Origin of the sequence: Klebsiella sp. 4_1_44FAA, from assembly GCF_000238715.1 — a bacterium.
Lineage (GTDB): Bacteria > Pseudomonadota > Gammaproteobacteria > Enterobacterales > Enterobacteriaceae > Klebsiella > Klebsiella pneumoniae.
Genome location: NZ_JH414800.1, coordinates 160,883 through 181,694, shown reverse-complemented (window position 1 = coordinate 181,694; position 20,812 = coordinate 160,883). Strand labels below are relative to the sequence as shown.

General features: G+C 57.2%; 18 protein-coding genes, 1 pseudogene and 1 CRISPR repeat array. Of the genes and pseudogenes, 14 read left to right on the top strand and 5 right to left on the bottom strand.

The features are described 5' to 3' along the window. Positions 1-137, bottom strand: a 137-nt coding sequence (locus HMPREF1024_RS32170) for an IS1-like element transposase (RefSeq protein WP_369085667.1), incomplete at its 3' end; no start/stop codon positions are given. Further along, entirely contained in the window at positions 134-268 is a 135-nt protein-coding gene (locus HMPREF1024_RS32165; protein WP_369085666.1) for an IS1 family transposase, read from the bottom strand. The genes HMPREF1024_RS32165 and HMPREF1024_RS32170, both read right to left, overlap by 4 nt. A 107-nt stretch (positions 269-375) precedes the next feature. Here HMPREF1024_RS32165 and cas3 point away from each other — a divergent pair. The 8 genes and pseudogenes from cas3 to cas2e form a co-directional block, all read left to right on the top strand. Next, positions 376-2,825 (top strand): annotated as a pseudogene (gene cas3 / locus HMPREF1024_RS14500) (CRISPR-associated helicase Cas3'); the annotation flags it as partial. A gap of 11 nt (positions 2,826-2,836) precedes the next feature. Beyond that, entirely contained in the window at positions 2,837-4,393 is a 1,557-nt protein-coding gene (gene casA, locus HMPREF1024_RS14505; protein ID WP_009308515.1) for a type I-E CRISPR-associated protein Cse1/CasA, read from the top strand. Then, positions 4,390-4,932 carry a type I-E CRISPR-associated protein Cse2/CasB gene (casB, locus tag HMPREF1024_RS14510; protein WP_009308514.1) on the top strand — a complete coding sequence of 181 codons (543 nt, stop codon included), beginning with the start codon at positions 4,390-4,392 and terminating at the stop codon, positions 4,930-4,932. The genes casA and casB overlap by 4 nt, the downstream gene beginning before the upstream one ends. A gap of 18 nt (positions 4,933-4,950) precedes the next feature. Beyond that, positions 4,951-6,006 carry a type I-E CRISPR-associated protein Cas7/Cse4/CasC gene (gene cas7e, locus HMPREF1024_RS14515; protein ID WP_009308513.1) on the top strand — a complete coding sequence of 352 codons (1,056 nt, stop codon included), beginning with the start codon at positions 4,951-4,953 and terminating at the stop codon, positions 6,004-6,006. Positions 6,007-6,016: 10 nt separating this feature from the next. After that, on the top strand, positions 6,017-6,763 hold the full coding sequence (cas5e, locus tag HMPREF1024_RS14520; protein WP_009308512.1) for a type I-E CRISPR-associated protein Cas5/CasD: 747 nt from the start codon (positions 6,017-6,019) through the stop codon (positions 6,761-6,763). Beyond that, entirely contained in the window at positions 6,745-7,395 is a 651-nt protein-coding gene (cas6e, locus tag HMPREF1024_RS14525; RefSeq protein WP_009308511.1) for a type I-E CRISPR-associated protein Cas6/Cse3/CasE, read from the top strand. The genes cas5e and cas6e overlap by 19 nt, the downstream gene beginning before the upstream one ends. Further along, positions 7,392-8,312, top strand: a complete 921-nt coding sequence (cas1e, locus tag HMPREF1024_RS14530) for a type I-E CRISPR-associated endonuclease Cas1e (protein WP_009308510.1) — start codon at positions 7,392-7,394, stop codon at positions 8,310-8,312. The genes cas6e and cas1e overlap by 4 nt, the downstream gene beginning before the upstream one ends. Beyond that, positions 8,312-8,605 (top strand): type I-E CRISPR-associated endoribonuclease Cas2e, encoded by a 294-nt coding sequence (gene cas2e / locus HMPREF1024_RS14535; protein WP_009308509.1) that lies wholly within the window; start codon positions 8,312-8,314, stop codon positions 8,603-8,605. The genes cas1e and cas2e overlap by 1 nt, the downstream gene beginning before the upstream one ends. A 96-nt stretch (positions 8,606-8,701) precedes the next feature. Continuing rightward, positions 8,702-10,984: a CRISPR direct-repeat array (repeat unit 29 nt; unit sequence GTGTTCCCCGCGCCAGCGGGGATAAACCG). A gap of 80 nt (positions 10,985-11,064) precedes the next feature. On the opposite strand, the gene HMPREF1024_RS14540 is transcribed toward cas2e, so the two are convergent. Genes HMPREF1024_RS14540 through HMPREF1024_RS14550 form a run of 3 tightly spaced genes read right to left on the bottom strand, consistent with a single transcriptional unit; the run spans position 11,065 to position 15,351 of the window. After that, a complete protein-coding gene (locus HMPREF1024_RS14540) occupies positions 11,065-13,086 on the bottom strand; it encodes a hypothetical protein (RefSeq protein ID WP_009308508.1) in 2,022 nt (673 codons plus the stop codon). Next, positions 13,073-14,260, bottom strand: coding sequence for a DUF3142 domain-containing protein (locus HMPREF1024_RS14545; protein ID WP_009308507.1), 1,188 nt, complete (start codon positions 14,258-14,260; stop codon positions 13,073-13,075). The genes HMPREF1024_RS14540 and HMPREF1024_RS14545 overlap by 14 nt, the downstream gene beginning before the upstream one ends. 35 nt (positions 14,261-14,295) lie before the next feature. Then, on the bottom strand, positions 14,296-15,351 hold the full coding sequence (locus HMPREF1024_RS14550; RefSeq protein WP_009308506.1) for an aminopeptidase: 1,056 nt from the start codon (positions 15,349-15,351) through the stop codon (positions 14,296-14,298). A gap of 246 nt (positions 15,352-15,597) precedes the next feature. Here HMPREF1024_RS14550 and cysG point away from each other — a divergent pair, with 246 nt between their 5' ends. From cysG to ftsB, 6 genes are all read left to right on the top strand, one after another. After that, the gene (cysG, locus tag HMPREF1024_RS14555; RefSeq protein WP_074195922.1) at positions 15,598-17,004 is read left to right on the top strand and encodes a siroheme synthase CysG; all 1,407 of its coding nucleotides are present in this window, start codon (positions 15,598-15,600) and stop codon (positions 17,002-17,004) included. A 9-nt stretch (positions 17,005-17,013) separates the two neighbouring features. Further along, positions 17,014-17,922, top strand: a complete 909-nt coding sequence (gene cysD, locus HMPREF1024_RS14560) for a sulfate adenylyltransferase subunit CysD (RefSeq protein WP_002915160.1) — start codon at positions 17,014-17,016, stop codon at positions 17,920-17,922. A gap of 9 nt (positions 17,923-17,931) precedes the next feature. Then, on the top strand, positions 17,932-19,359 hold the full coding sequence (gene cysN, locus HMPREF1024_RS14565; protein ID WP_004181094.1) for a sulfate adenylyltransferase subunit CysN: 1,428 nt from the start codon (positions 17,932-17,934) through the stop codon (positions 19,357-19,359). Then, positions 19,359-19,964 carry an adenylyl-sulfate kinase gene (gene cysC / locus HMPREF1024_RS14570; protein ID WP_002915158.1) on the top strand — a complete coding sequence of 202 codons (606 nt, stop codon included), beginning with the start codon at positions 19,359-19,361 and terminating at the stop codon, positions 19,962-19,964. The genes cysN and cysC overlap by 1 nt, the downstream gene beginning before the upstream one ends. Positions 19,965-20,014: 50 nt before the next feature. After that, entirely contained in the window at positions 20,015-20,341 is a 327-nt protein-coding gene (locus HMPREF1024_RS14575) for a DUF3561 family protein (protein ID WP_002915157.1), read from the top strand. A gap of 140 nt (positions 20,342-20,481) precedes the next feature. Further along, positions 20,482-20,799, top strand: a complete 318-nt coding sequence (gene ftsB, locus HMPREF1024_RS14580) for a cell division protein FtsB (protein WP_009308504.1) — start codon at positions 20,482-20,484, stop codon at positions 20,797-20,799. Positions 20,800-20,812: the final 13 nt, after the last annotated feature.

Here is a 20,812-nt window from a genome sequence, read left to right as displayed (position 1 = left end):
GCGCAGACAATCACATCACTGCCCGGCTGTATGCGCGAGGTTACCGACTGCGGCCTGAGTTTTTTAAGTGACGTAAAATACGTGTTGAGGCCAACGCCCATAATGCGGGCGGTTGCCCGGCATCCAACACCATTCATGGCCATATCAATGATTTTCTTGGTGCGTACCGGGTTGAGAAGCGGTGTAAGTGAACTGCAGTTGCCATGTTTTTACGGCAGTGAGAGCAGAGATAGCGCTGATGTCCGGCAGTGCTTTTGCCGTTACGCACCACCCCGTCAGTAGCTGAACAGGAGGGACAGCTGATAGAAACAGAAGCCACTGGAGCACCTCAAAAACACCATCATACACTAAATCAGTAAGTTGGCAGCATCACCGCATGATATTGGGAAATTCTCCCGTTCATTTCAGCAATTATATACCCATGATAATCTCTGCGTGCAGAAGGATAGTCGAAATACATATGAAAAAATATCCCATGCGTCACTGGGATATTGGCTATGGAATTCCCACTTCAGCGATTGTCCAGAATTATTTCCGAACTCATCACTTTCCATTCGTAAACTTAAGCGTGTAATTACTCTGTGGATGCCCTTAACCACTGGCCATCACGGGCGTCCGCCGGTGGGGATGCGCGATCTGGATAATTTCCATCCATCCGATATTAAAGCAGCGCATGACTTTCTGTTAGCTATTAAATCGCTATTCCCGGACATGGAAATCCCGTCCTTTTGGGATGATGATGCAGGTGTGGAGCTGTTCAGTCACCTGTCGTGGTTTATTTCGGCTGCGGTGGTACTGGCTGACTGGACGGGCTCATCGATCCGCTTTTTTCCCCGGGTCTCCCAACGAATGCCGCTTGATGTCTACTGGCGGCAGGCAAACGCGCAGGCAGAGCAGGCAGTGAATGTTTTCCTCCTGCTGCGGCTGTTGCACCATTTACGGGAATAGAGACATTGTTTCCTTTTATCCAGCATCCTACGCCGCTCCAGAAGGCGGTGCTTGAGCTGGATATCAGCCAGCCTGGACCGCAGCTGTTTATCCTTGAAGATGTTACCGGAGCAGGCAAAACGGAGGCGGCGTTAATCCTGACCCACCGCTTGATGTCTGCCGGAAAGGCGCAGGGGCTGTTTTTCGGTCTGCCGACGATGGCGACGGCCAATGCGATGTTTGACCGGCTGGCACAATCGTGGCTTGCCTTATACCAGTCTGACGCGCGCCCCAGCCTGGTGCTGGCGCACAGCGCTCGCGGGTTGATGGAGGGCTTTAATCAGCGTATCTGGCCCGGCGCTGTCTCCGGTTCGGAAGAGCCTGATGACGAACAGCCATTCAGCCAGGGCTGCGCGGCATGGTTTGCCGACAGCAATAAAAAAGCGCTTCTGGCCGAGGTGGGGGTGGGCACGCTTGATCAGGCGCTGATGGCAGTCATGCCCTTTAAACATAACAACCTGCGGTTGTTGGGACTCGACAATAAAGTGCTGCTGGCCGATGAGATCCATGCCTACGATGCCTATATGTCGCGGATTCTGGAAAGCCTGATTGAGCAACAGGCGCGCAGCGGCAACTGCGTTATCTTGCTTTCCGCTACGCTCTCGCAGCAGCAGCGCGATAAGTTGGTTGCTTCCTTTAGTCGCGGTAGCGGCTGCGCGCTTGCGGCGCCGCTTCTGGGTGATGACGATTATCCCTGGCTGACGCAGGTGGCGGGGCGAGAGGTGAGCTCCCGCTATGTCGCCACCCGCAAAGAGGTCGAGCGCAGCGTGAACATCGGCTGGCTGGATAACGAAGAAGCCTGCCTCACCCGTATCGAACAATCCGCCAGCGAAGGCCGCTGTATCGCCTGGATACGCAATTCCATTGACGACGCCGTGCGTATCTATCGCCAACTGCTGGCCCGAGGCGCGATCCCCGCCGAAAAAATCTCGTTATTCCATAGCCGCTTTGCCTTTTATGACCGTCAGCGAATTGAGACGGAAACCTTATCGCACTTCGGCAAGGACGACAGCACGCAGCGGGCGGGTAGGGTGCTGATTGTCACTCAGGTCATAGAGCAGAGCCTGGATATCGATATGGACGACATGATCTCTGATTTAGCGCCGATCGACTTGCTGATTCAGCGCGCGGGTCGGCTTCAACGCCATATCCGGGATCGTCGCGGTCGGCTGAAAATCGGCGGAGAGGACGAGCGTGCGTCGCCACAGTTGCTGATCCTCGCCCCGGAGTGGGATGAAGCGCCGCAAGAAGAGTGGCTGACCAGCGCGTTGCGTAACAGCGCTTATGTCTATCCCGATCACGGCCGTCTGTGGCTGACGCAGCGCGTTTTGCGACAGCAGGGGGCCATTCGGATGCCACAATCTGCCCGATTATTGATTGAATCCGTCTACGGGGAAGATATCGCTATTCCCGATGGTTTAGCCAAAGCCGAGCAAGCGCAGTTGGCAAAATATTACTGCGATCGCGCGTTTGCTCACCAAATGCTCCTGAACTTCAAGCCGGGATATAGCCCCGATAGCAGTGATTTCCTGGCTGACAAGCTCTCTACTCGCCTGGCAGAAGAGTCGATCACGCTGTGGCTGGCGAAAAACGTCGATGGACAGTTGCTGCCTTACGCCTGCGGCGCGCATCAGTGGGAAATGAGCATGCTGCGGGTGCGGGAAAGCTGGTGGCGTAAACACAAAGCTGAATTCACGCTCCTGGCTGAAAAGCCGCTGCAGCAGTGGTGTGTACAACAGCATCAAAACCCGGATTTCGCCGTGGTGATTATTGTTACAGACTCGCCGGATTGCGGTTATTCGGCCAGTGAAGGACTCATCGGAACAATGGAGGTCTAGCAGCTAACTACATGAATACTTTCTCTCTTTTAACTACTGCCTGGCTTCCGGTCCGTTACCGCGATGGTACAACGGGTAAGCTGGCGCCGGTTGGTCTGACGGATGAGGACGTGGTGGATATTGCCGCCACGCGAGCAGATTTACAAGGTGCTGCCTGGCAATTTCTGATTGGACTGTTGCAGTGCGCTGTTGCTCCCAAAAACCGCAATGGCTGGGAAGATACCTGGGAAGAGGGGTTAAGCGCAGAGACGCTCGTTGCGGCATTAGCGCCGCTGGAGGCTGCCTTTCAGTTTGGCCCGGATACACCTTCGTTTATGCAGGATTTCGATTCGTTAGCGGGCGATAAGGTGTCGGTTGCCTCCCTGTTACCGGAGGTCCCCGGCGCGCAGACCACTAAATTCAATAAAGACCATTTTATCAAACGTGGCGTGACCAACTCTTTTTGCCCGCACTGCGCTGCGCTGGCGTTGTTTTCTTTACAGCTGAATGCGCCATCAGGCGGCAAAGGCTACCGCACCGGACTGCGCGGCGGTGGGCCGCTGACCACGCTGATTGAACTGCAGGAGTATGAGGGGGAGCGACTCACGCCGCTATGGCGCAAGCTGTGGCTCAACGTGCTGCCGCAGGATGCCGCGGATATGCCGTTACCTGCCGCTTACGATGAGTCCGTTTTCCCGTGGCTTGCTCCAACGCGCACCAGCGAACAAGCCAGCGCCATCACTACCCCGGAGCAGGTAGATAAGCTGCAGGCGTACTGGGGAATGCCCCGCCGTATTCGCCTGGATTTTGCTGCCACTCAGCCAGGGACCTGCGACATCTGCGCCAGCGAAAGCGATGGGCTACTCAGCCAGATGGCGGTCAAAAACTACGGCATAAACTACGACGGCTGGCGCCACCCGCTCACGCCGTATCGTCTGGCGCTAAAAGGTGACGGCGGCTTCTTTTCCGTCAAACCCCAGCCCGGCGGGCTTATCTGGCGCGACTGGCTGGGGTTAAGCCAGGACAATCAGACGGAAAGCAACAGTGAATACCCAGCCCAGGTCGTGAAGGTGTTCAATGCACGCGGTCTCAGGAACATCAAAGCCGGGCTATGGGGATTTGGCGCCGACTTCGACAACATGAAGATTCGCTGCTGGTACGAACATCATTTCCCGCTGTTGACGGATGAAAGCACGATCCCGGATTTACGCAAAGCAGCACAAACCGCCGCACGCCTGCTGAGCCTGCTGCGCAGCGCGCTAAAAGAGGCATGGTTTGACGATCCCAAAGGCGCGCGCGGCGACTTTAGCTTTATTGATATCGATTTCTGGAACCAGACCCAGCCGCTTTTTTTGAACCTCATCCACGAACTGGAGAATGGCCAACCCGCGCAGGAGCGGCTGGACAAATGGCAAAGAGAGCTGTGGTTATTCGTTCGTCGCTGCTTTGACGATCGTGTCTTTACCAATCCCTATGAAAACAACGACCTGGCGCGCTGCATGACCGCGCGTAAAAAATATTTCGCCACGTCGGCGGAAAAGCAGAGTGCAAAAGCCGCCAGGGCTAAAAAGCAGGAGGCTGCGCAATGAATGTTGTAAGTGATGAACATAAGGCCACTCTGCGCCAATGGCATGAAGAGCTGCAGGAGAAGCGCGGTCTGCGGGCCAGCCTCCGGCGTAGCGCGACGTTGAACGATGTCTGCCTGTCGGAAGGCTTCCACTCCCTGATGGTGCAAACACATTCTCTGTGGAACACCCAGGGGAAGGCGTGGCGTTTTACCGCGCTGGCGCTGGTGGCGGCGCTGGCGGCGCAGGTAAAAACGATTGATGACCGCCAGACGTTCGCCGCTCAGCTGGGGCAGAAAACGGGCGATACCCCGGTGATGTCGAAACTGAGGTTTGCCCGGCTTTCGGCGGTCAAAACCCCCGATGAGCTGCTGCGCCAGCTGCGTCGCGCGATAAGTCTGCTCCACGGCTCTGTCAATCTCTTGTCGCTGGCGGAAGATATCTTTCGCTGGTGTCGTGAGCAAGACGATTTACTGAATCACCGCCGCCGTCAGCAGCGGCCAATCGAGTTTATCCGTATCCGCTGGGCGCTGGACTATTACCAGGCCGGCGATGCCGAATGATTTTAAAAGGAATTTCAAATGACGACTTTTATTCAGCTTCACTTACTGACTGCTTATCCTGCCGCTAACCTCAACCGCGACGATACCGGCGCGCCGAAAACGGTGATGCTTGGTGGGGCGACCCGTTTGCGCATCTCTTCACAGAGCCTGAAACGCGCATGGCGTACCTCCGAACTTTTTGAGCACGCACTGGCCGGCCATATTGGCATCCGCAGCGGCCGCATCGCCCGCGAAGCCGCGGAAATTCTGGTGAAGAGCGGGATTGAACCCAGGAAAGCGGTGGATTACGTCAAAGCTATTGGTGAATGCTTTGGCAAAGTTAAAACTAAAGCGGATCAAAACGATCCGCTGAAGTGTTCGGAAACGGAACAGCTGGCGCACATTAGCCCCGCAGAGTTTGACGCCGTGAAAGCGCTGGCGCACCGCCTGGCGGAAGAAAAACGTGCGGCCACGAAAGAAGAAGCGGCGCTGCTGCGCCATGACCGCATGGCGGTGGATATCGCGATGTTTGGCCGTATGCTGGCGGACCAACCGACCTATAACGTTGAAGCTGCCTGCCAGGTGGCGCACGCTTTTGGCGTTAGCGAAACCATTGTTGAGGACGATTTCTTTACGGCGGTGGATGACTTACGCGCGGCCTCTGAAGACGCCGGCGCGGGCCACTTAGGGGAGACAGGTTTTGGCTCGGCGCTGTTTTATACCTATATCTGCATTGATAAAGATCTGCTGGTGAACAACCTCAACGGTAATGAAGAACTGGCGAACAAAACGCTGCGCGCCTTCACCGAAGCGGCGCTAAAAGTCTCTCCAACCGGCAAACAGAACAGCTTCGCCAGCCGCGCCTATGCGTCCTGGGCGCTGGCGGAAAAAGGTACCGATCAACCACGCTCACTGGCGGCGGCATTTTATCAGCCCATTAATGGCGGCGATCAGCTGGATGTCGCGGTGCAGCGGATTACTGCGCTGCGGGAAAATATGAATACCGTCTACGGGCAGCAGACGGCATTTCAGCACTTTGACGTGATGAATAAGCAGGGAAGCATGAATGACGTGCTTGATTTCATCTGCGCGTAAGGGGCGGCTAATGAGCCAATATCTGGTTTTTCAGCTTCATGGTCCGATGGCGTCGTGGGGCGTGGACGCCCCCGGCGAGGTCCGTCATAGCCATGAGCTACCCTCCCGTTCAGCATTGCTGGGGCTGCTGGCGGCGGCATTAGGGATCCGCCGTGAAGAAGAACAGCGGTTAAACGCCTTCAACCAGCATTACTCCTTTTTGCTCTGCGCCAGCAGCGAACCGCGCTGGGCGAGGGATTATCATACTGTACAGATGCCGAAAGAAGTGCGTAAGGCGCGCTATTTCAGTCGCCGCGAAGAGTTACAGGATCCTGAGCTACTCAGCGCGCTGATCTCCCGGCGCGATTATTATACCGATGCCTGGTGGATGATTGCGGTGGCGGTCACGCCTGATGCGCCTTACTCGCTGGAGCAGTTGCATGAGGCGCTACGTTACCCGGTATTTCCGCTGTATCTGGGACGCAAAAGTCATCCGCTGGCGCTGCCGTTAATGCCGCTGCTGCTTGAAGGCCACGCCGCAGAGGTACTTCGCCAGGCTTATCGCCAGTATCAGGAAAGATTTAACCTGCTGAGGCTTTCTCTGCGACAGCTGCAGGATCAATGCTGGTGGGAGGGTGAGCATGCTGGTTTAGTCGCCAATAAAATACTGCGGCGCCGCGACTGTCCGCTTAACCGCCAGCATTGGCTGTTTGGCGAGCGCTCCATGAATCAGGGAACCTGGCTCAGTAAGGAGGAAACGTGTACCTCTCAAGAATAACGTTGTATACCGCGCAGCTTTCGCCATTACAGCTCTTGCACCTGGTGGAACGCGGTGAATATGTCATGCATCAGTGGTTGTGGCAGCTTTTTCCAGGCGGGCAACAGCGGCAGTTTCTCTATCGGCGCGAAGCGTTGCAGGGCGCATTTCGCTTTTTCGTTTTGTCACCACAGCTGCCTGCTGAGAGCGAGATTTTTGAGATCCAAAGCCGTTCGTTTAATCCCGAACTGCGGGCTGGCCAGAGATTGTGTTTTAGCTTGCGGGCAAATCCAACGATTTGTAAAGCCGGCAAGCGCCACGATCTGCTGATGGACGCTAAGCGCCAGGTTAAAGAGCAGGTTGAACCTCGGGATATCTGGGCGCATCAGCAACAGGCGGCGCTGGCCTGGTTAACGCGGCAAGGTGAACAAAGCGGGTTTTCTTTAGCGGAGACCGTGGTGGATGCTTATCGTCAGCAGCAGATACGGCGCGAAAAATCGCGCCAGACCATTCAGTTCAGCAGTGTGGATTACACCGGCATGTTGGTGGTGAACGATCCAGCGTTATTTTTGCAGCGTCTGGCGTCGGGATACGGTAAAAGCCGGGCTTTTGGCTGCGGAATGATGATGATTAAACCCGGGGATGGCGAGTGACCTTCGTGCCGTTAAACCCCATCCCGCTGAAAGATCGGACATCGATGATCTTTCTCCAGTACGGGCAGATCGATGTACTTGATGGCGCATTTGTATTAATCGATAAGACCGGGATCCGCACGCATATCCCGGTAGGATCGGTGGCCTGCATTATGCTGGAGCCGGGAACGCGGGTTTCTCATGCGGCAGTGCGTTTGGCCTCGACCGTCGGGACGCTGCTGGTGTGGGTGGGGGAGGCGGGCGTGCGGGTTTACTCTTCCGGCCAGCCCGGCGGCGCGCGGGCCGACAAACTCTTGTACCAGGCTAAGCTGGCGCTGGATGATGATTTGCGCTTGAAGGTGGTGCGCAAAATGTATGAACTGCGTTTTCGTGAAGCGCCACCCGCGCGCCGTTCTGTGGAGCAGCTACGCGGTATTGAAGGATCTCGCGTTCGGCAAACCTACGCTCTGTTGGCGAAACGCTACGGTGTGAAATGGCACGGGCGCAATTATGATCCAAAAGACTGGGCCAGGGGGGATGTTGTAAACCAGTGTATTAGTGCAGCGACGTCGTGTTTATACGGTATATCTGAAGCAGCGATTCTGGCGGCAGGCTATGCGCCTGCCATCGGTTTTATTCACAGCGGTAAGCCGCTTTCGTTTGTTTATGATATTGCTGACATTATTAAATTTGATTCCGTCGTGCCAAAAGCATTTGAGATCGCCGCCAGCCATCCTGCGGAGCCGGATAAAGAAGTCAGGCTGGCCTGTCGCGATATTTTCCGCAGTACAAAGCTGACAGGCAAATTGATTCCGTTGATTGAAGAGGTGCTGTCTGCTGGCGAAATTGAACCGCCTCAACCACCGCCGGATATGCTGCCGCCGGCGATACCCGAGCCCGAGTCGATGGGAGATAAAGGGCATCGAGGGCATGGCTGATGAGTATGCTTATGGTGGTGACGGAAAATGTTCCACCTCGCCTGCGAGGACGGCTCGCAATCTGGCTGCTTGAGATCCGCGCTGGGGTATATGTTGGTGATACCTCAAAACGGATCCGGGAAATGATCTGGCAGCAGGTGATACAGCTAAGTGACGGTGGAAATGTCGTGATGGCCTGGGCGACAAACAGCGAATCAGGTTTTGAGTTTCAAACCTGGGGAGAAAACCGCCGTATACCGGTAGATTTAGATGGCCTACGACTGGTTTCATTCCTTCCCGTTGAAAATCAATGAGTTGGATGTTCTTTAATAATGTGAGATTGTTGTGATAAAGTTGGTAAATTGTTGTGTGCTTAAAAAGCTATTATAAAACAGTAATATATCTTTAGTGTGTTCCCCGCGCCAGCGGGGATAAACCGTTTCTTGATGCTATGTTGAAGAAGATGAGGGGGTGTTCCCCGCGCCAGCGGGGATAAACCGATTTGGCAGAGGCTGGTCGTGTCGATGTCGAAGTGTTCCCCGCGCCAGCGGGGATAAACCGATACGTCTGTTACTTTGCTATTATTAGAAAGCGTGTTCCCCGCGCCAGCGGGGATAAACCGTTTCCTGTACTGTTCAGTTGCATAGTCCAGCAGTGTTCCCCGCGCCAGCGGGGATAAACCGAAATCGCAACGCACATCGAAGCCGGAAAAGTTGTGTTCCCCGCGCCAGCGGGGATAAACCGAATACACGGGCGTTCAGGTTAAATATTTTGACGTGTTCCCCGCGCCAGCGGGGATAAACCGTGTCATACGACCTGGTAAACGACCGTTCCATGGTATTCCCCGCGCCAGCGGGGATAAACCGGTTTTGTCGACAAAGTACGTCTGCTCTCTTGAGTGTTCCCCGCGCCAGCGGGGATAAACCGGTTGTCAGTCAGGGAAAATCTATCCGCAGGGGGTGTTCCCCGCGCCAGCGGGGATAAACCGTGATTGTCGCTATACCAGCGCTCAAGGAAAATGTGTTCCCCGCGCCAGCGGGGATAAACCGGTCAGATCACGTCAACCACGCTTGATTTTACCGTGTTCCCCGCGCCAGCGGGGATAAACCGCTCACTAACGCCGTTGCCTGCGATAGCTGATGGTGTTCCCCGCGCCAGCGGGGATAAACCGGTGATCGGCCCGGCAATGCGTGAGCTAATCAAGTGTTCCCCGCGCCAGCGGGGATAAACCGCGTTTAACGCAGTGCGAAAAATTACGACACCAGTGTTCCCCGCGCCAGCGGGGATAAACCGAACTGAATGTTCCAAATCCGGTTGGACGACCAGTGTTCCCCGCGCCAGCGGGGATAAACCGTTCAGCAGCGCGCTCGTCCCCCTCCTGTCGGAGTGTTCCCCGCGCCAGCGGGGATAAACCGCTCTACTACGATAACGGATCCCACGCGGGCTGGTGTTCCCCGCGCCAGCGGGGATAAACCGGCTGCCAGCCCATTCCGTAATTGCCTGTTTCAGTGTTCCCCGCGCCAGCGGGGATAAACCGCAGTAGCAGCCATCGCTGAGGTGAAGGGCTGGGTGTTCCCCGCGCCAGCGGGGATAAACCGGCGAATATAGGCATTAATGCTTTTAATAATATGTGTTCCCCGCGCCAGCGGGGATAAACCGCTCCGTCACCAGTTCTGTGCTATCCGGCACAAGTGTTCCCCGCGCCAGCGGGGATAAACCGCTCGGTGACCGGCAGATCGTTTTGAAACACATGTGTTCCCCGCGCCAGCGGGGATAAACCGCGTCTGGCGAGGTTTACGACGAGCTGACGTTCGTGTTCCCCGCGCCAGCGGGGATAAACCGTCACGTTTGCAGAACTCGCGGAGGAAGAAGAAGTATTCCCCGCGCCAGCGGGGATAAACCGAACGTAATTGGCTTACGGGGCGGTCGGCACAAGTGTTCCCCGCGCCAGCGGGGATAAACCGCGCGCTGCGAATTTGTTGGTCGATTTCGATCTGTGTTCCCCGCGCCAGCGGGGATAAACCGTGGGTAGAGGTTAACTGGTTATTGGTCATTGAGTGTTCCCCGCGCCAGCGGGGATAAACCGATCGCGGAGGCCTTCGGTGTGTCTCTTTCCTGGTGTTCCCCGCGCCAGCGGGGATAAACCGCCGTTGTCAATATCTCCCGGCGTCCGCGCCAGGTGTTCCCCGCGCCAGCGGGGATAAACCGCTGCAGGTAAATGACTGGATGGGGGAAGAGGTGTGTTCCCCGCGCCAGCGGGGATAAACCGCACGTCCGGAAACCACGGGTTATCCGTGTAATGTGTTCCCCGCGCCAGCGGGGATAAACCGCAGAGGTCCTTATCTTTTCAACGTCAAAGTCGGTGTTCCCCGCGCCAGCGGGGATAAACCGGCAATCCCAGAGCGCGAATATCTTGGGCTCTCGTGTTCCCCGCGCCAGCGGGGATAAACCGGGGATGAGCGTTTTCCGGTGGATTCTGATGTGGTGTTCCCCGCGCCAGCGGGGATAAACCGGTGATCGTCATGGATATCACTGCCGTTCCGTCGTGTTCCCCGCGCCAGCGGGGATAAACCGCAGACAGACAGCAGGCAGCAAACAGGGAAGACGTGTTCCCCGCGCCAGCGGGGATAAACCGGGGTTCACTTGGGTGAAACTGAACTAACTGTGTTCCCCGCATTCGCGAGGATAAGCCCGTCCACTAACGTTATCGATCCTGAGAGTGGGCACGAAAGCTTGCGGAGAATAAATATCGCTACCTGCCGCTCTAGCGATATCACTGTTTTTTTACCGTCTCCTGGATCGCGCTAAAATCCGGCTCCGGGCAATCCCGACCAAAATTTTCGGCCCATGGGAACGGGGCGCCGTACTTAACATAGCGCTGATACAGGCGTTTGGTTAATTGAGCATCCCGCCCCCATACCCATCCTGTTGCATTACACAGCACGGCAGCATAGGCCTGTGATTTATATGGCAACAGGTCGGCCGCTTTTTCCGCCAGCGTCACCGCCTGCCAGCGATAGTGTAAGAAATGACTGTCCTGTTTTAGCAGGGATCGCTGAACGCGTTGCCGTTCGCCATCACTTATCCACGATGTCACGGCCGAATTATCTTCCGGTCCCTGGTTGTAATAGGGCCATGAATACCCGCCTCCATACAGCGCAAAATCGGGAGCCATCTCATAGCCTGTCAATTCCATCCCTTGATGACGCAGGATTAGCGCCGCTTGCCACCAGCCCTGCGCCTGAGCTGTTTTGTGTCCCTTTTTCGGAAAGGCATCGATAAACGCCCGGGCGGCGTCTCGATCTTCGGCCAGCGCAAAATAGACCAGCGCTTTTTGATACTGGCCCGCGCGCATCAGGCGTCGGGCGAGCAGGTTGCGTAGCCTGGCGTCAGCGCTATCGCGCCCGGCATTTTTCGGCGTAGTAGGGGCTGAAGGAGAAGGTGCCGGGACATATTTATCCACGAAAGCAAGGAGTTCATTGACCGTGAGCACTCGTTCGGCAATGTGCGCGACATCCGGCCAGTAATTTTCTTTCGCCTGATACATCAGCCGCATTGCCTGCAGATAGTCGTCGCGGTTGAGCGCGAGTATCGCCTGCTCGGCATGAATACGGCAGACCGGCGTAACAAACTCCTCGCCGACAATGTCATCACTATAGGACTGGAAACCCCAGGTTTCATTTGGCGGAAATGACGCCGCGGCTTTGGCGTACCATGCCGCTGCCGCGTTGACATCACCGGCCCGCAGCGCCATTTTGGCCCTTACCCAGGCGGTGAGCCCATTTTCTTTGGCGTTTTTCAACATCAGCGTCACCAGCGGATATTGGCCGTTACGATAGGCGAGGGCGATCAGGCGGTCGCTACCGGCCATATCGCGATCGACTTTCTGCGCCAGCTTCGCTATCAGCTCATTATGGTAATTTTTGACCTCTGTCGGATCAAAGGGCCGCGGTTCCGGCTCGTACAACAAATTGGACGAACGAGTAAAAAAACTCGCAATCAGCAGTTGCTGAATAACCGGATCGTCCAGGCCAGGTTGCAGGAACTGTTCGTTTTCCGGGTGGTTGAGGACGTCGACAGTGTAGCGTAAAGAGAGGCTGCCACTGGGGGAACCCTGCGCCGCCTGCCGGGCATAAAGATGAGCCGCGGCAATGGGGTCGCTTTGCCAGTGTTTGATACGTCCCTGCTGGCCAAGACTTGCCAGCGAGAGCAGCTCCGGATCCTGCTGACCTTCACGAACGGCGTCAATGATCTGCTGGTAGAGATCGAAGGCTTCGCGCAATTCCTGCTCACTACCGTGAGAAGAACGACTATCAGTAAGCGGATAATCACGCATCAAATTGCGGGCCAGCGAATAACGCGCCTTGAGCCCCCACTCGCCCTGTTGTTCCACGGGCAAGGCCAAAAGCTGGCGAAAATAGTCACGCGCCCGGCTATCGCGTTCAGCAAACGCCACTGCGCCGAGCACGTACAGGCGGCTGGCGGTCGGGAGATCAGCGGCCATTTTTTCCGCGGCGGCTAACGAACCGCTGGCCCGGATCGTCTTCAGCAGCGTCTCCTCGGCCGTGGGAGAGGTAGGCTTGTCGGCAGATGTATCACGCCATTGCGGAAGTCGCGGATCGGCAAGCACCAGGCGGCTGCTCTCTAAAGCAAAGCTCCCCTCCGGCAGATACAGCAGATTAGCCTGGCGATCTGCTAACAAATAGTTGGGGAAAAACGGCCCACAGGCGTGGCTGCTGGCAGCAACAAGCGTCGCCGCCAGGAAGGCGGCCAGAGGTAATTTACGGGTTAACATGAAACTTTCCTTGTGGTGGCGTTGAGCATCTTGCCCAACCAATGGCTTGCGTCCGCCCGGCGCGCAACAGCGCAGGGGCGGTGAGGGAAAACGTTTGTTCGATAAAGCGGTAGCTTCCGGCGCCGTCGGCGGCCAGACAATCTTCCGTGGTTAGCGTTATTTTCGCCGGGAGTGGGGCATCAATATTGCCTGTGTTTTTAATCGCCAGTTCGTAGAGCGTGGACTCTGCGCTGGCGTTGGCCTTATCGGGAAGCGCCAGCCACTGCCAGCGGGAGGTTAACGGCTGATGGCGGATGACTGCCGCCAGCGTACTAAGCGACCAGGCGCGGGTATCGTTATCCAGAGGCAGACGAAACCAGACGATACCTGAAAAATGATGCGGCGGCTGTTGTTCCAGTTCGCGAGTAAACGTGTCGATTTGCCGCGGTGAAACGCTCAGTTCTTGTTTTTCAGCCGCAATCCACAGCGGCGACTCGCTTTCAACGCTGGCGGGCTGTCCCGGGGCAGCGATGAGCGCGGAACCATAGGCCGGGAGCGCGAGGTAAAAAGGGTGAGGAGCGATAAGCGCATATTGCCTGCTCCAGCGCCGGGCCAGTGTCGGGTCGAACAAGCCGGTCCCCGGGGATTGCACGCTATGAAGTTGCAATACGGAGCTATCTACCGCTTTCAGCAAAGGACGCAGTCCGGGGGAGGTGAGCCAGGTCGGGAGCGCCGTGATGCTGAGCGTAATATCTGAAGGCAGCCCCTGGCGCATGGCCATCAGGAGGCGTTGATAATCGGAGAGCCGCGAAGTGGGAGCATCATAATCGATTTCAATGGCGGTGAGATTAACGCCTGCCTTGCGCCAGTGGGTCACAAGGCGCTTTATCTGCGGCAGCATTGTGGTGGTATCAAGCTGCGTCAGGCTGCCGTCCAGGCGGACGACCAGACACACCGGGCGGCCATCCTGCTGTAATAATGAAGTGTTAACGCGGGCAAGGCGGACGCCTTCCTGAGGATGAAACTGGATCCCCAGAACGCGCAAAGTGGCAAACAGCGCCTGGCTTTGCTGTAGCGCGGTCTTATGCTGGTCATTCCAGACCCGCTGCCAGATATAGACCTGGCTGTCGGCGAGGGCGCCTGCGCTGGCAGCCAGCAGCAGAAAAAAAACGCCCGAACAGCGTAAATTGATCATGGCGACAATCCTTGTTGCCGGTGATGACTACCCGATTATTTTAATGACGATGGCTTCTCCACCTTCGCCAGCTCTTTCACCAGCGGCAGCATGACTTTCACTACCTCGCGTCCGCGGTGTTCGATGCGCCCGGGCAGCGCGTGGTCGATATACTGCTGATTATCCAGCTGGACGTCATGCCAACTGGTTCCCTGCGGGAAACTGGCCGATTTGCTCCGCTGCTGATAGCCATCTTTTTTGCCGAGTGACCAGTTAGTCGCCTCGACCGACAGCACCGGGATCCCGGCGTTGTCGAAGACGCTGGCGTCATTGCAGCAGCTGGTGCCTTTCGGATAAGCCGGATTGAGTCCCGGGTTGGTGTAGGCGGCGATGCCCTTGCTGCGAGCGATAGCCAGCGCGCGATCGCGGGTCAGCTTGCGCACCGAGGCCGGCGTGCTGCGGCCGCTGTTGAAATAAAGCTTATCGCCCACCACCAGATTATCGAGATTGATCACCAGCAGGGTATTTTTCTTTTCCGCTTCGCTCATCCGCTGCAGCAGGTTTTGCGCGCCGAGACGGCCTTCCTCTTCACCGCTGGTGGCGATAAAGCGGATGCCATAGCGGGTAGGGACGTTCTTTAAATGCTCCGCCAGCTCCAGCAATACGCCAAGTCCCATCGCGTTGTCGTCGATGCCCTGCAGCGTCAGGCCGCCGAGGTTGTTCTCCACGTCTTTATCGCTCTGCGGCGCATAGGTGTCGAGGTGTGCCATGATAATAATCTGCTGGCGCACTTTACCTTCATGGGCGGCGATCACCGTACTGCCGGTGGCGTTATGCCAGTTCTTGCGCTGATTGCTGTCGGTATAGATATAGCGGGTATTGAAGCTTCGCACGTCGCTCTGATAACCCATCAGGGCGAACTGCTGGCGCAGATAGTCAGCTGAGAGCATTTCCGGCGGCGTTCCGGTCATTCGTCCCGGGAAGACGGTGGCGATATGGCGGGCCTGGCTACTGGCGGTGTCGCCCAGCGCGCTGAATGCGGGGGCGGCGGCAAAAACAAAACCGGTGCCGAGCGCCAGCGGAAGCAGACGGCGGCACAACGCGGAAAACATAAGGGGTCCTTACACGAACAAGACAATTTGACGCGTACAGTATGAAACTGTGACCGCGGTTAAACAATTTCAATTGCTCTTAAATAGCGGAAAAATAGCGCGTTAAGCACTTTTTGATATTTGTATTTCCGCCGCGTTATTCCTTTGTGTCACAACTCATTCCATTTCGTAATTTCATTTGCTCTAAGGCGCACCCTATAGTCGCAGTATCGCTGAATGTAAGAGAGTTGTTGCACCGTGGATTACTTGCCCCTTTTTGCCGAACTGAAACAAAGGCCCGTGCTGGTGATCGGCGGCGGCGAGATTGCTGAACGTAAGATCAAGTTCTTGCTGCGCGCCCAGGCGCAGGTGCAGGTGGTCGCTGAAACGCTGTCACCGGCGCTGGCCGATCTGGCTGCGCGCCAGGCACTCAGCTGGCGGGCGGCGGAATTCAGCGACTCGCTGGTGGATGATGTCTTTCTGGTGATTGCGGCCACCGAGGATGAGGCGCTTAACCAGCGGGTATTTGCGGCAGCTAACGCGCGCTACCGGTTGGTCAACGTGGTGGATAACCAGGCGCTGTGCTCGTTTGTTTTCCCTTCTATCGTCGACCGTTCGCCGCTGCTGGTGGCGATCTCCTCCAGCGGTAAAGCGCCGGTGCTGTCGCGCATTCTGCGTGAAAAAATCGAAGCGCTGCTGCCGACGAATCTCGGTCGGCTGGCGGAATCAGCAAGCTACTGGCGCAACCATCTGAAAACCCGCCTGACGACTACCGAAGCGCGTCGCCGCTTCTGGGAGCGCGTCTTTACCGGCCGCTTCGCCAGCCTGATGGTGGCGGGCAACTCTGCGGAGGCGGAAAAGGCGCTGCAGGATGAGCTGGATAAGCCCGAACGCGAGACGGGAGAAATTATTCTGGTTGGCGCCGGGCCGGGCGATGCCGGGCTGCTGACCCTTCGCGGTCTGCAGGCGATCCAGCAGGCGGACGTGGTTTTCCACGATCATCTGGTGACTCAGCCGGTTCTCGAGCTGGTGCGCCGCGATGCCGAACTTATTTGCGTCGGCAAACGCGCCGGCGAGCATTCGGTGCCGCAGCATGAAACCAATCAGCTGCTGGTGGAGGCGGCGAAGGCGGGGAAAACCGTCGTGCGCCTGAAGGGCGGCGATCCGTTTATTTTTGGCCGCGGCGCAGAAGAGCTGCAGGCTGCCGCCGAGGCGGGGATCCCGTTCCAGGTGGTGCCGGGCGTCACCGCTGCCGCCGGGGCGACGGCCTACGCCGGTATTCCGCTGACCCATCGCGATTATGCGCAAAGCGCCGTCTTTGTCACCGGCCACTATAAGCCGGACAGCGCCCCCTTCGACTGGTCGCTGCTGGCGAAGAGCCAACAGACGCTGGCGATCTATATGGGCACCATGAAGGCGGCGGAAATCAGCGCCCAGCTGATCGCCCACGGTCGCGACAGCGACACGCCGGTGGCGGTGATTTCCCGTGGCACCCGTGACGATCAGCAGACGATAACCGGCACATTGCAACAACTCGAACACCTGGCGAAAGACGCCCCGATGCCCGCCCTGCTGGTGGTAGGCGAAGTGGTGCAGTTGCATCAGCAGCTCGCCTGGTTTCAACATACATCATCCGCCGAGGGGTTTAACGCTTCGGTGGTCAATCTGGCTTAAGGAACGGTTATGGACCAAAAACGACTCACTCACCTGCGGCAACTGGAGGCGGAAAGCATCCATATTATTCGTGAGGTGGCCGCCGAATTTTCTAACCCGGTAATGATGTACTCCATCGGGAAAGATTCCAGCGTAATGCTGCATCTGGCGCGCAAAGCGTTTTATCCGGGAACCCTGCCGTTCCCGCTGCTGCACGTCGATACCGGCTGGAAATTCCGTGAGATGTATGAGTTCCGCGACCGGACCGCTAAAGCCTATGGCTGTGAACTGCTGGTGCATAAAAACCCGGAAGGGGTGGCGATGGGCATCAACCCGTTTGTCCACGGCAGCGCCAAGCATACCGATATCATGAAAACCGAAGGGCTGAAGCAGGCGCTGAACAAATACGGCTTTGACGCCGCGTTCGGCGGCGCGCGTCGCGACGAAGAGAAATCCCGCGCGAAAGAGCGCATCTACTCCTTCCGCGACCGCTTCCACCGCTGGGACCCGAAAAATCAGCGTCCGGAGCTGTGGCACAACTACAACGGCCAGATTAACAAAGGCGAAAGCATCCGCGTCTTCCCGCTCTCCAACTGGACCGAGCTGGATATCTGGCAGTACATCTATCTGGAAAATATTGAAATCGTGCCGCTGTATCTGGCCGCTGAGCGTCCGGTGCTGGAGCGCGACGGTATGCTGATGATGATCGATGACGACCGTATCGATCTGCAGCCGGGCGAGGTGATTGAAAAACGGATGGTGCGTTTCCGTACCCTCGGCTGCTGGCCGCTGACCGGCGCGGTGGAGTCTGAAGCGCAGACGCTGCCGGAAATTATTGAAGAGATGCTGGTATCGACCACCAGCGAACGTCAGGGGCGCGTCATTGACCGCGACCAGGCCGGCTCGATGGAGCTGAAGAAACGTCAGGGGTATTTCTAAGGAGCCGCCATGAACACGACCATTGCCCAACAAATTGCCAACGAAGGCGGCGTAGAAGCTTACCTGCACGCGCAACAGCACAAGAGCCTGCTGCGTTTTTTGACCTGCGGCAGCGTCGATGACGGCAAAAGCACCTTAATTGGCCGCCTGCTGCACGATACGCGCCAGATCTATGAAGACCAGCTCTCTTCGCTGCACAACGACAGCAAGCGTCACGGCACCCAGGGCGAAAAACTGGACCTGGCGCTGCTGGTGGACGGCCTGCAGGCTGAGCGCGAGCAGGGCATCACCATCGACGTGGCCTATCGCTACTTCTCGACCGAAAAGCGCAAATTTATCATCGCCGACACCCCGGGGCACGAGCAGTACACGCGCAATATGGCCACCGGCGCGTCCACCTGCGACCTGGCGATCCTGCTGATCGATGCGCGCAAGGGGGTGCTCGACCAGACCCGCCGTCACAGCTTCATCTCGACGCTGCTGGGCATTAAACACCTGGTAGTGGCGGTCAACAAAATGGATCTCGTCGAGTTTAGCGAAGCGCGCTTCAACGAGATCCGGGAAGATTATCTGACCTTTGCCGAGCAGCTGCCGGGCAACCTTGATATCCGCTTTGTGCCGTTGTCGGCGCTGGAAGGCGATAATGTCGCCAGCCAGAGCGCGAATATGCCGTGGTACAGTGGCCCGACGCTGCTGGAAGTCCTCGAAACCGTAGAGATCCAGCGGGTGGTCGAGAGCCAGCCGCTGCGCTTCCCGGTGCAGTATGTTAACCGTCCGAACCTCGATTTCCGCGGCTTCTCCGGCACGGTCGCCTCCGGTACCGTGCAGGTTGGCCAGCGTCTGAAGGTGCTGCCGTCGGGCGTCGAATCGAGCGTGGCGCGTATCGTCACCTTCGACGGCGACCTGCAGGAAGCCGCCGCCGGCGAAGCCATTACCCTTGTGCTGAAAGATGAAATCGACATCAGTCGCGGCGACCTGCTGGTTGACGCGCAAGCCTCGCTGCCGGCGGTACAAAGCGCCAGCATCGACGTGGTGTGGATGGCCGAACAGCCGCTGACCCCGGGCCAGAGCTACGACATCAAAATCGCCGGCAAGAAGACCCGCGCTCGCGTCGACGCTATCCGCTACCAGGTCGATATTAACAACCTGACCCAGCGTGAAGTCGAGTCTCTGCCGCTGAACGGCATCGGCCTGGTGGAGCTGACCTTTGACGAACCTTTAGTGCTGGATCCGTATCAGCAAAACCCGGTGACCGGCGGGCTTATCTTTATCGATCGCCTGACCAACGTCACCGTCGGCGCCGGGATGGTCAACGAGCCGCACCTGCAGGCATCGACTTCGGCATCACAGTACAGCGCCTTCGAGCTGGAGCTGAACCAGCTGATCCGTAAACATTTCCCGCACTGGGACGCCCGCGACCTGCTGGGAGGCAAATAATGGCCCAGCATGACGAAAACGTCGTCTGGCATGCCCACCCTGTGACCCAACAGCAGCGGGAACAGCATCACGGCCATCGCGGCGTGGTGCTGTGGTTTACCGGCCTTTCGGGGTCGGGTAAATCCACCGTCGCCGGGGCGCTGGAGGAGGCCCTGCATGAGCGCGGCGTCAGCACCTATCTGCTGGACGGTGACAACGTGCGCCATGGCCTGTGCAGCGACCTGGGATTCAGCGATGAGGATCGCAAAGAGAACATTCGCCGCGTCGGTGAAGTGGCCAGGCTGATGGTCGATGCCGGGCTGGTGGTATTGACGGCATTTATATCTCCGCACCGTGCGGAACGGCAGATGGTGCGCGAGCGCCTCGGGGAAGGACGCTTTATCGAAGTGTTCGTCGATACCCCGCTGGCCATCTGCGAGGCGCGGGATCCGAAAGGATTGTATAAGAAAGCGCGGGCAGGGGAATTACGCAATTTCACCGGCATAGACTCGGTCTATGAGGCACCGGAAAAGGCGGAAATTCATCTGGATGGTGAACAATTGGTAACAAATTTGGTGCACCAACTATTAGACCTGCTGCAACAGAGCGATATTATCAGATCCTGAAACGGTAGCGGCATCGAGGGGTGCCGGTTGCCCGGTCTACAGGATTCGATATGCGCAATACCCAGAACCTCAGTATTATTCGTTCAGAACCGCCTCCGGCGATCGGCGACGAGACCACCTGGTCTTTGTCGGGCGCTGCCGTGGGCTTTATTTCGTGGCTGCTGGCGCTGGGTATTCCCTTCCTTCTCTATGGCAGTAATACACTCTTCTTTCTCCTCTACACCTGGCCATTCTTCCTTGCGTTGATGCCGGTGGCGGTGGTGGTCGGTATTGCGCTGCACTCTCTGCTCAATGGCAAACTGCTCTATAGCGTCAGCGCGACCATCCTGACCGTTGGACTGATGTTTGCGCTACTCTTCCTCTGGCTGTTGGGATAACCCGTTGCTGGTATGAATCAAGCATGGGTATCGACAGCAAAAATATGGTACAGTCCCCGCGTTACGCGGCATCGTCCGCGCGCCCCGGTAGCGTACCCGGGCGAGTTTTGGGATGATGATGCCGTTTTTCAGGGGGCAGGATGGGTAAACTAACGCTGCTATTATTAGCTTTGCTGGTCTGGCTACAGTATTCGCTGTGGTTCGGTAAAAACGGCCTGCACGACTACACGTGGGTTAACGACGACGTCACCGCCCAGCAGGCGACTAACGCCAAATTAAAAGCACGCAACGATCAGCTGTTTGCCGAAATTGACGACCTCAACGGCGGGCAGGAAGCGATTGAGGAGCGTGCGCGCAATGAACTCAGCATGACCCGCCCGGGCGAAACCTTCTATCGTCTGGTACCGGATGCGTCTAAACGCAATCAGGCATCGGGGCAACAGCAGAACAATCGATAACCAGGCCCAGGAT

What these genes read in the sequence shown, in the direction of transcription:
- casA (WP_009308515.1), top strand. Translation starts at nt 2,837, where the DNA reads ATGAATACTTTCTCTCTTTTAACTACTGCCTGGCTTCCGGTCCGTTAC.
- casB (WP_009308514.1), top strand. Translation starts at nt 4,390, where the DNA reads ATGAATGTTGTAAGTGATGAACATAAGGCCACTCTGCGCCAATGGCAT.
- cas7e (WP_009308513.1), top strand. Translation starts at nt 4,951, where the DNA reads ATGACGACTTTTATTCAGCTTCACTTACTGACTGCTTATCCTGCCGCT.
- cas5e (WP_009308512.1), top strand. Translation starts at nt 6,017, where the DNA reads ATGAGCCAATATCTGGTTTTTCAGCTTCATGGTCCGATGGCGTCGTGG.
- cas2e (WP_009308509.1), top strand. Translation starts at nt 8,312, where the DNA reads ATGAGTATGCTTATGGTGGTGACGGAAAATGTTCCACCTCGCCTGCGA.
- HMPREF1024_RS14540 (WP_009308508.1), bottom strand. Translation starts at nt 13,086, where the DNA reads ATGTTAACCCGTAAATTACCTCTGGCCGCCTTCCTGGCGGCGACGCTT.
- HMPREF1024_RS14545 (WP_009308507.1), bottom strand. Translation starts at nt 14,260, where the DNA reads ATGATCAATTTACGCTGTTCGGGCGTTTTTTTTCTGCTGCTGGCTGCC.
- HMPREF1024_RS14550 (WP_009308506.1), bottom strand. Translation starts at nt 15,351, where the DNA reads ATGTTTTCCGCGTTGTGCCGCCGTCTGCTTCCGCTGGCGCTCGGCACC.
- cysD (WP_002915160.1), top strand. Translation starts at nt 17,014, where the DNA reads ATGGACCAAAAACGACTCACTCACCTGCGGCAACTGGAGGCGGAAAGC.
- cysN (WP_004181094.1), top strand. Translation starts at nt 17,932, where the DNA reads ATGAACACGACCATTGCCCAACAAATTGCCAACGAAGGCGGCGTAGAA.
- cysC (WP_002915158.1), top strand. Translation starts at nt 19,359, where the DNA reads ATGGCCCAGCATGACGAAAACGTCGTCTGGCATGCCCACCCTGTGACC.
- HMPREF1024_RS14575 (WP_002915157.1), top strand. Translation starts at nt 20,015, where the DNA reads ATGCGCAATACCCAGAACCTCAGTATTATTCGTTCAGAACCGCCTCCG.
- ftsB (WP_009308504.1), top strand. Translation starts at nt 20,482, where the DNA reads ATGGGTAAACTAACGCTGCTATTATTAGCTTTGCTGGTCTGGCTACAG.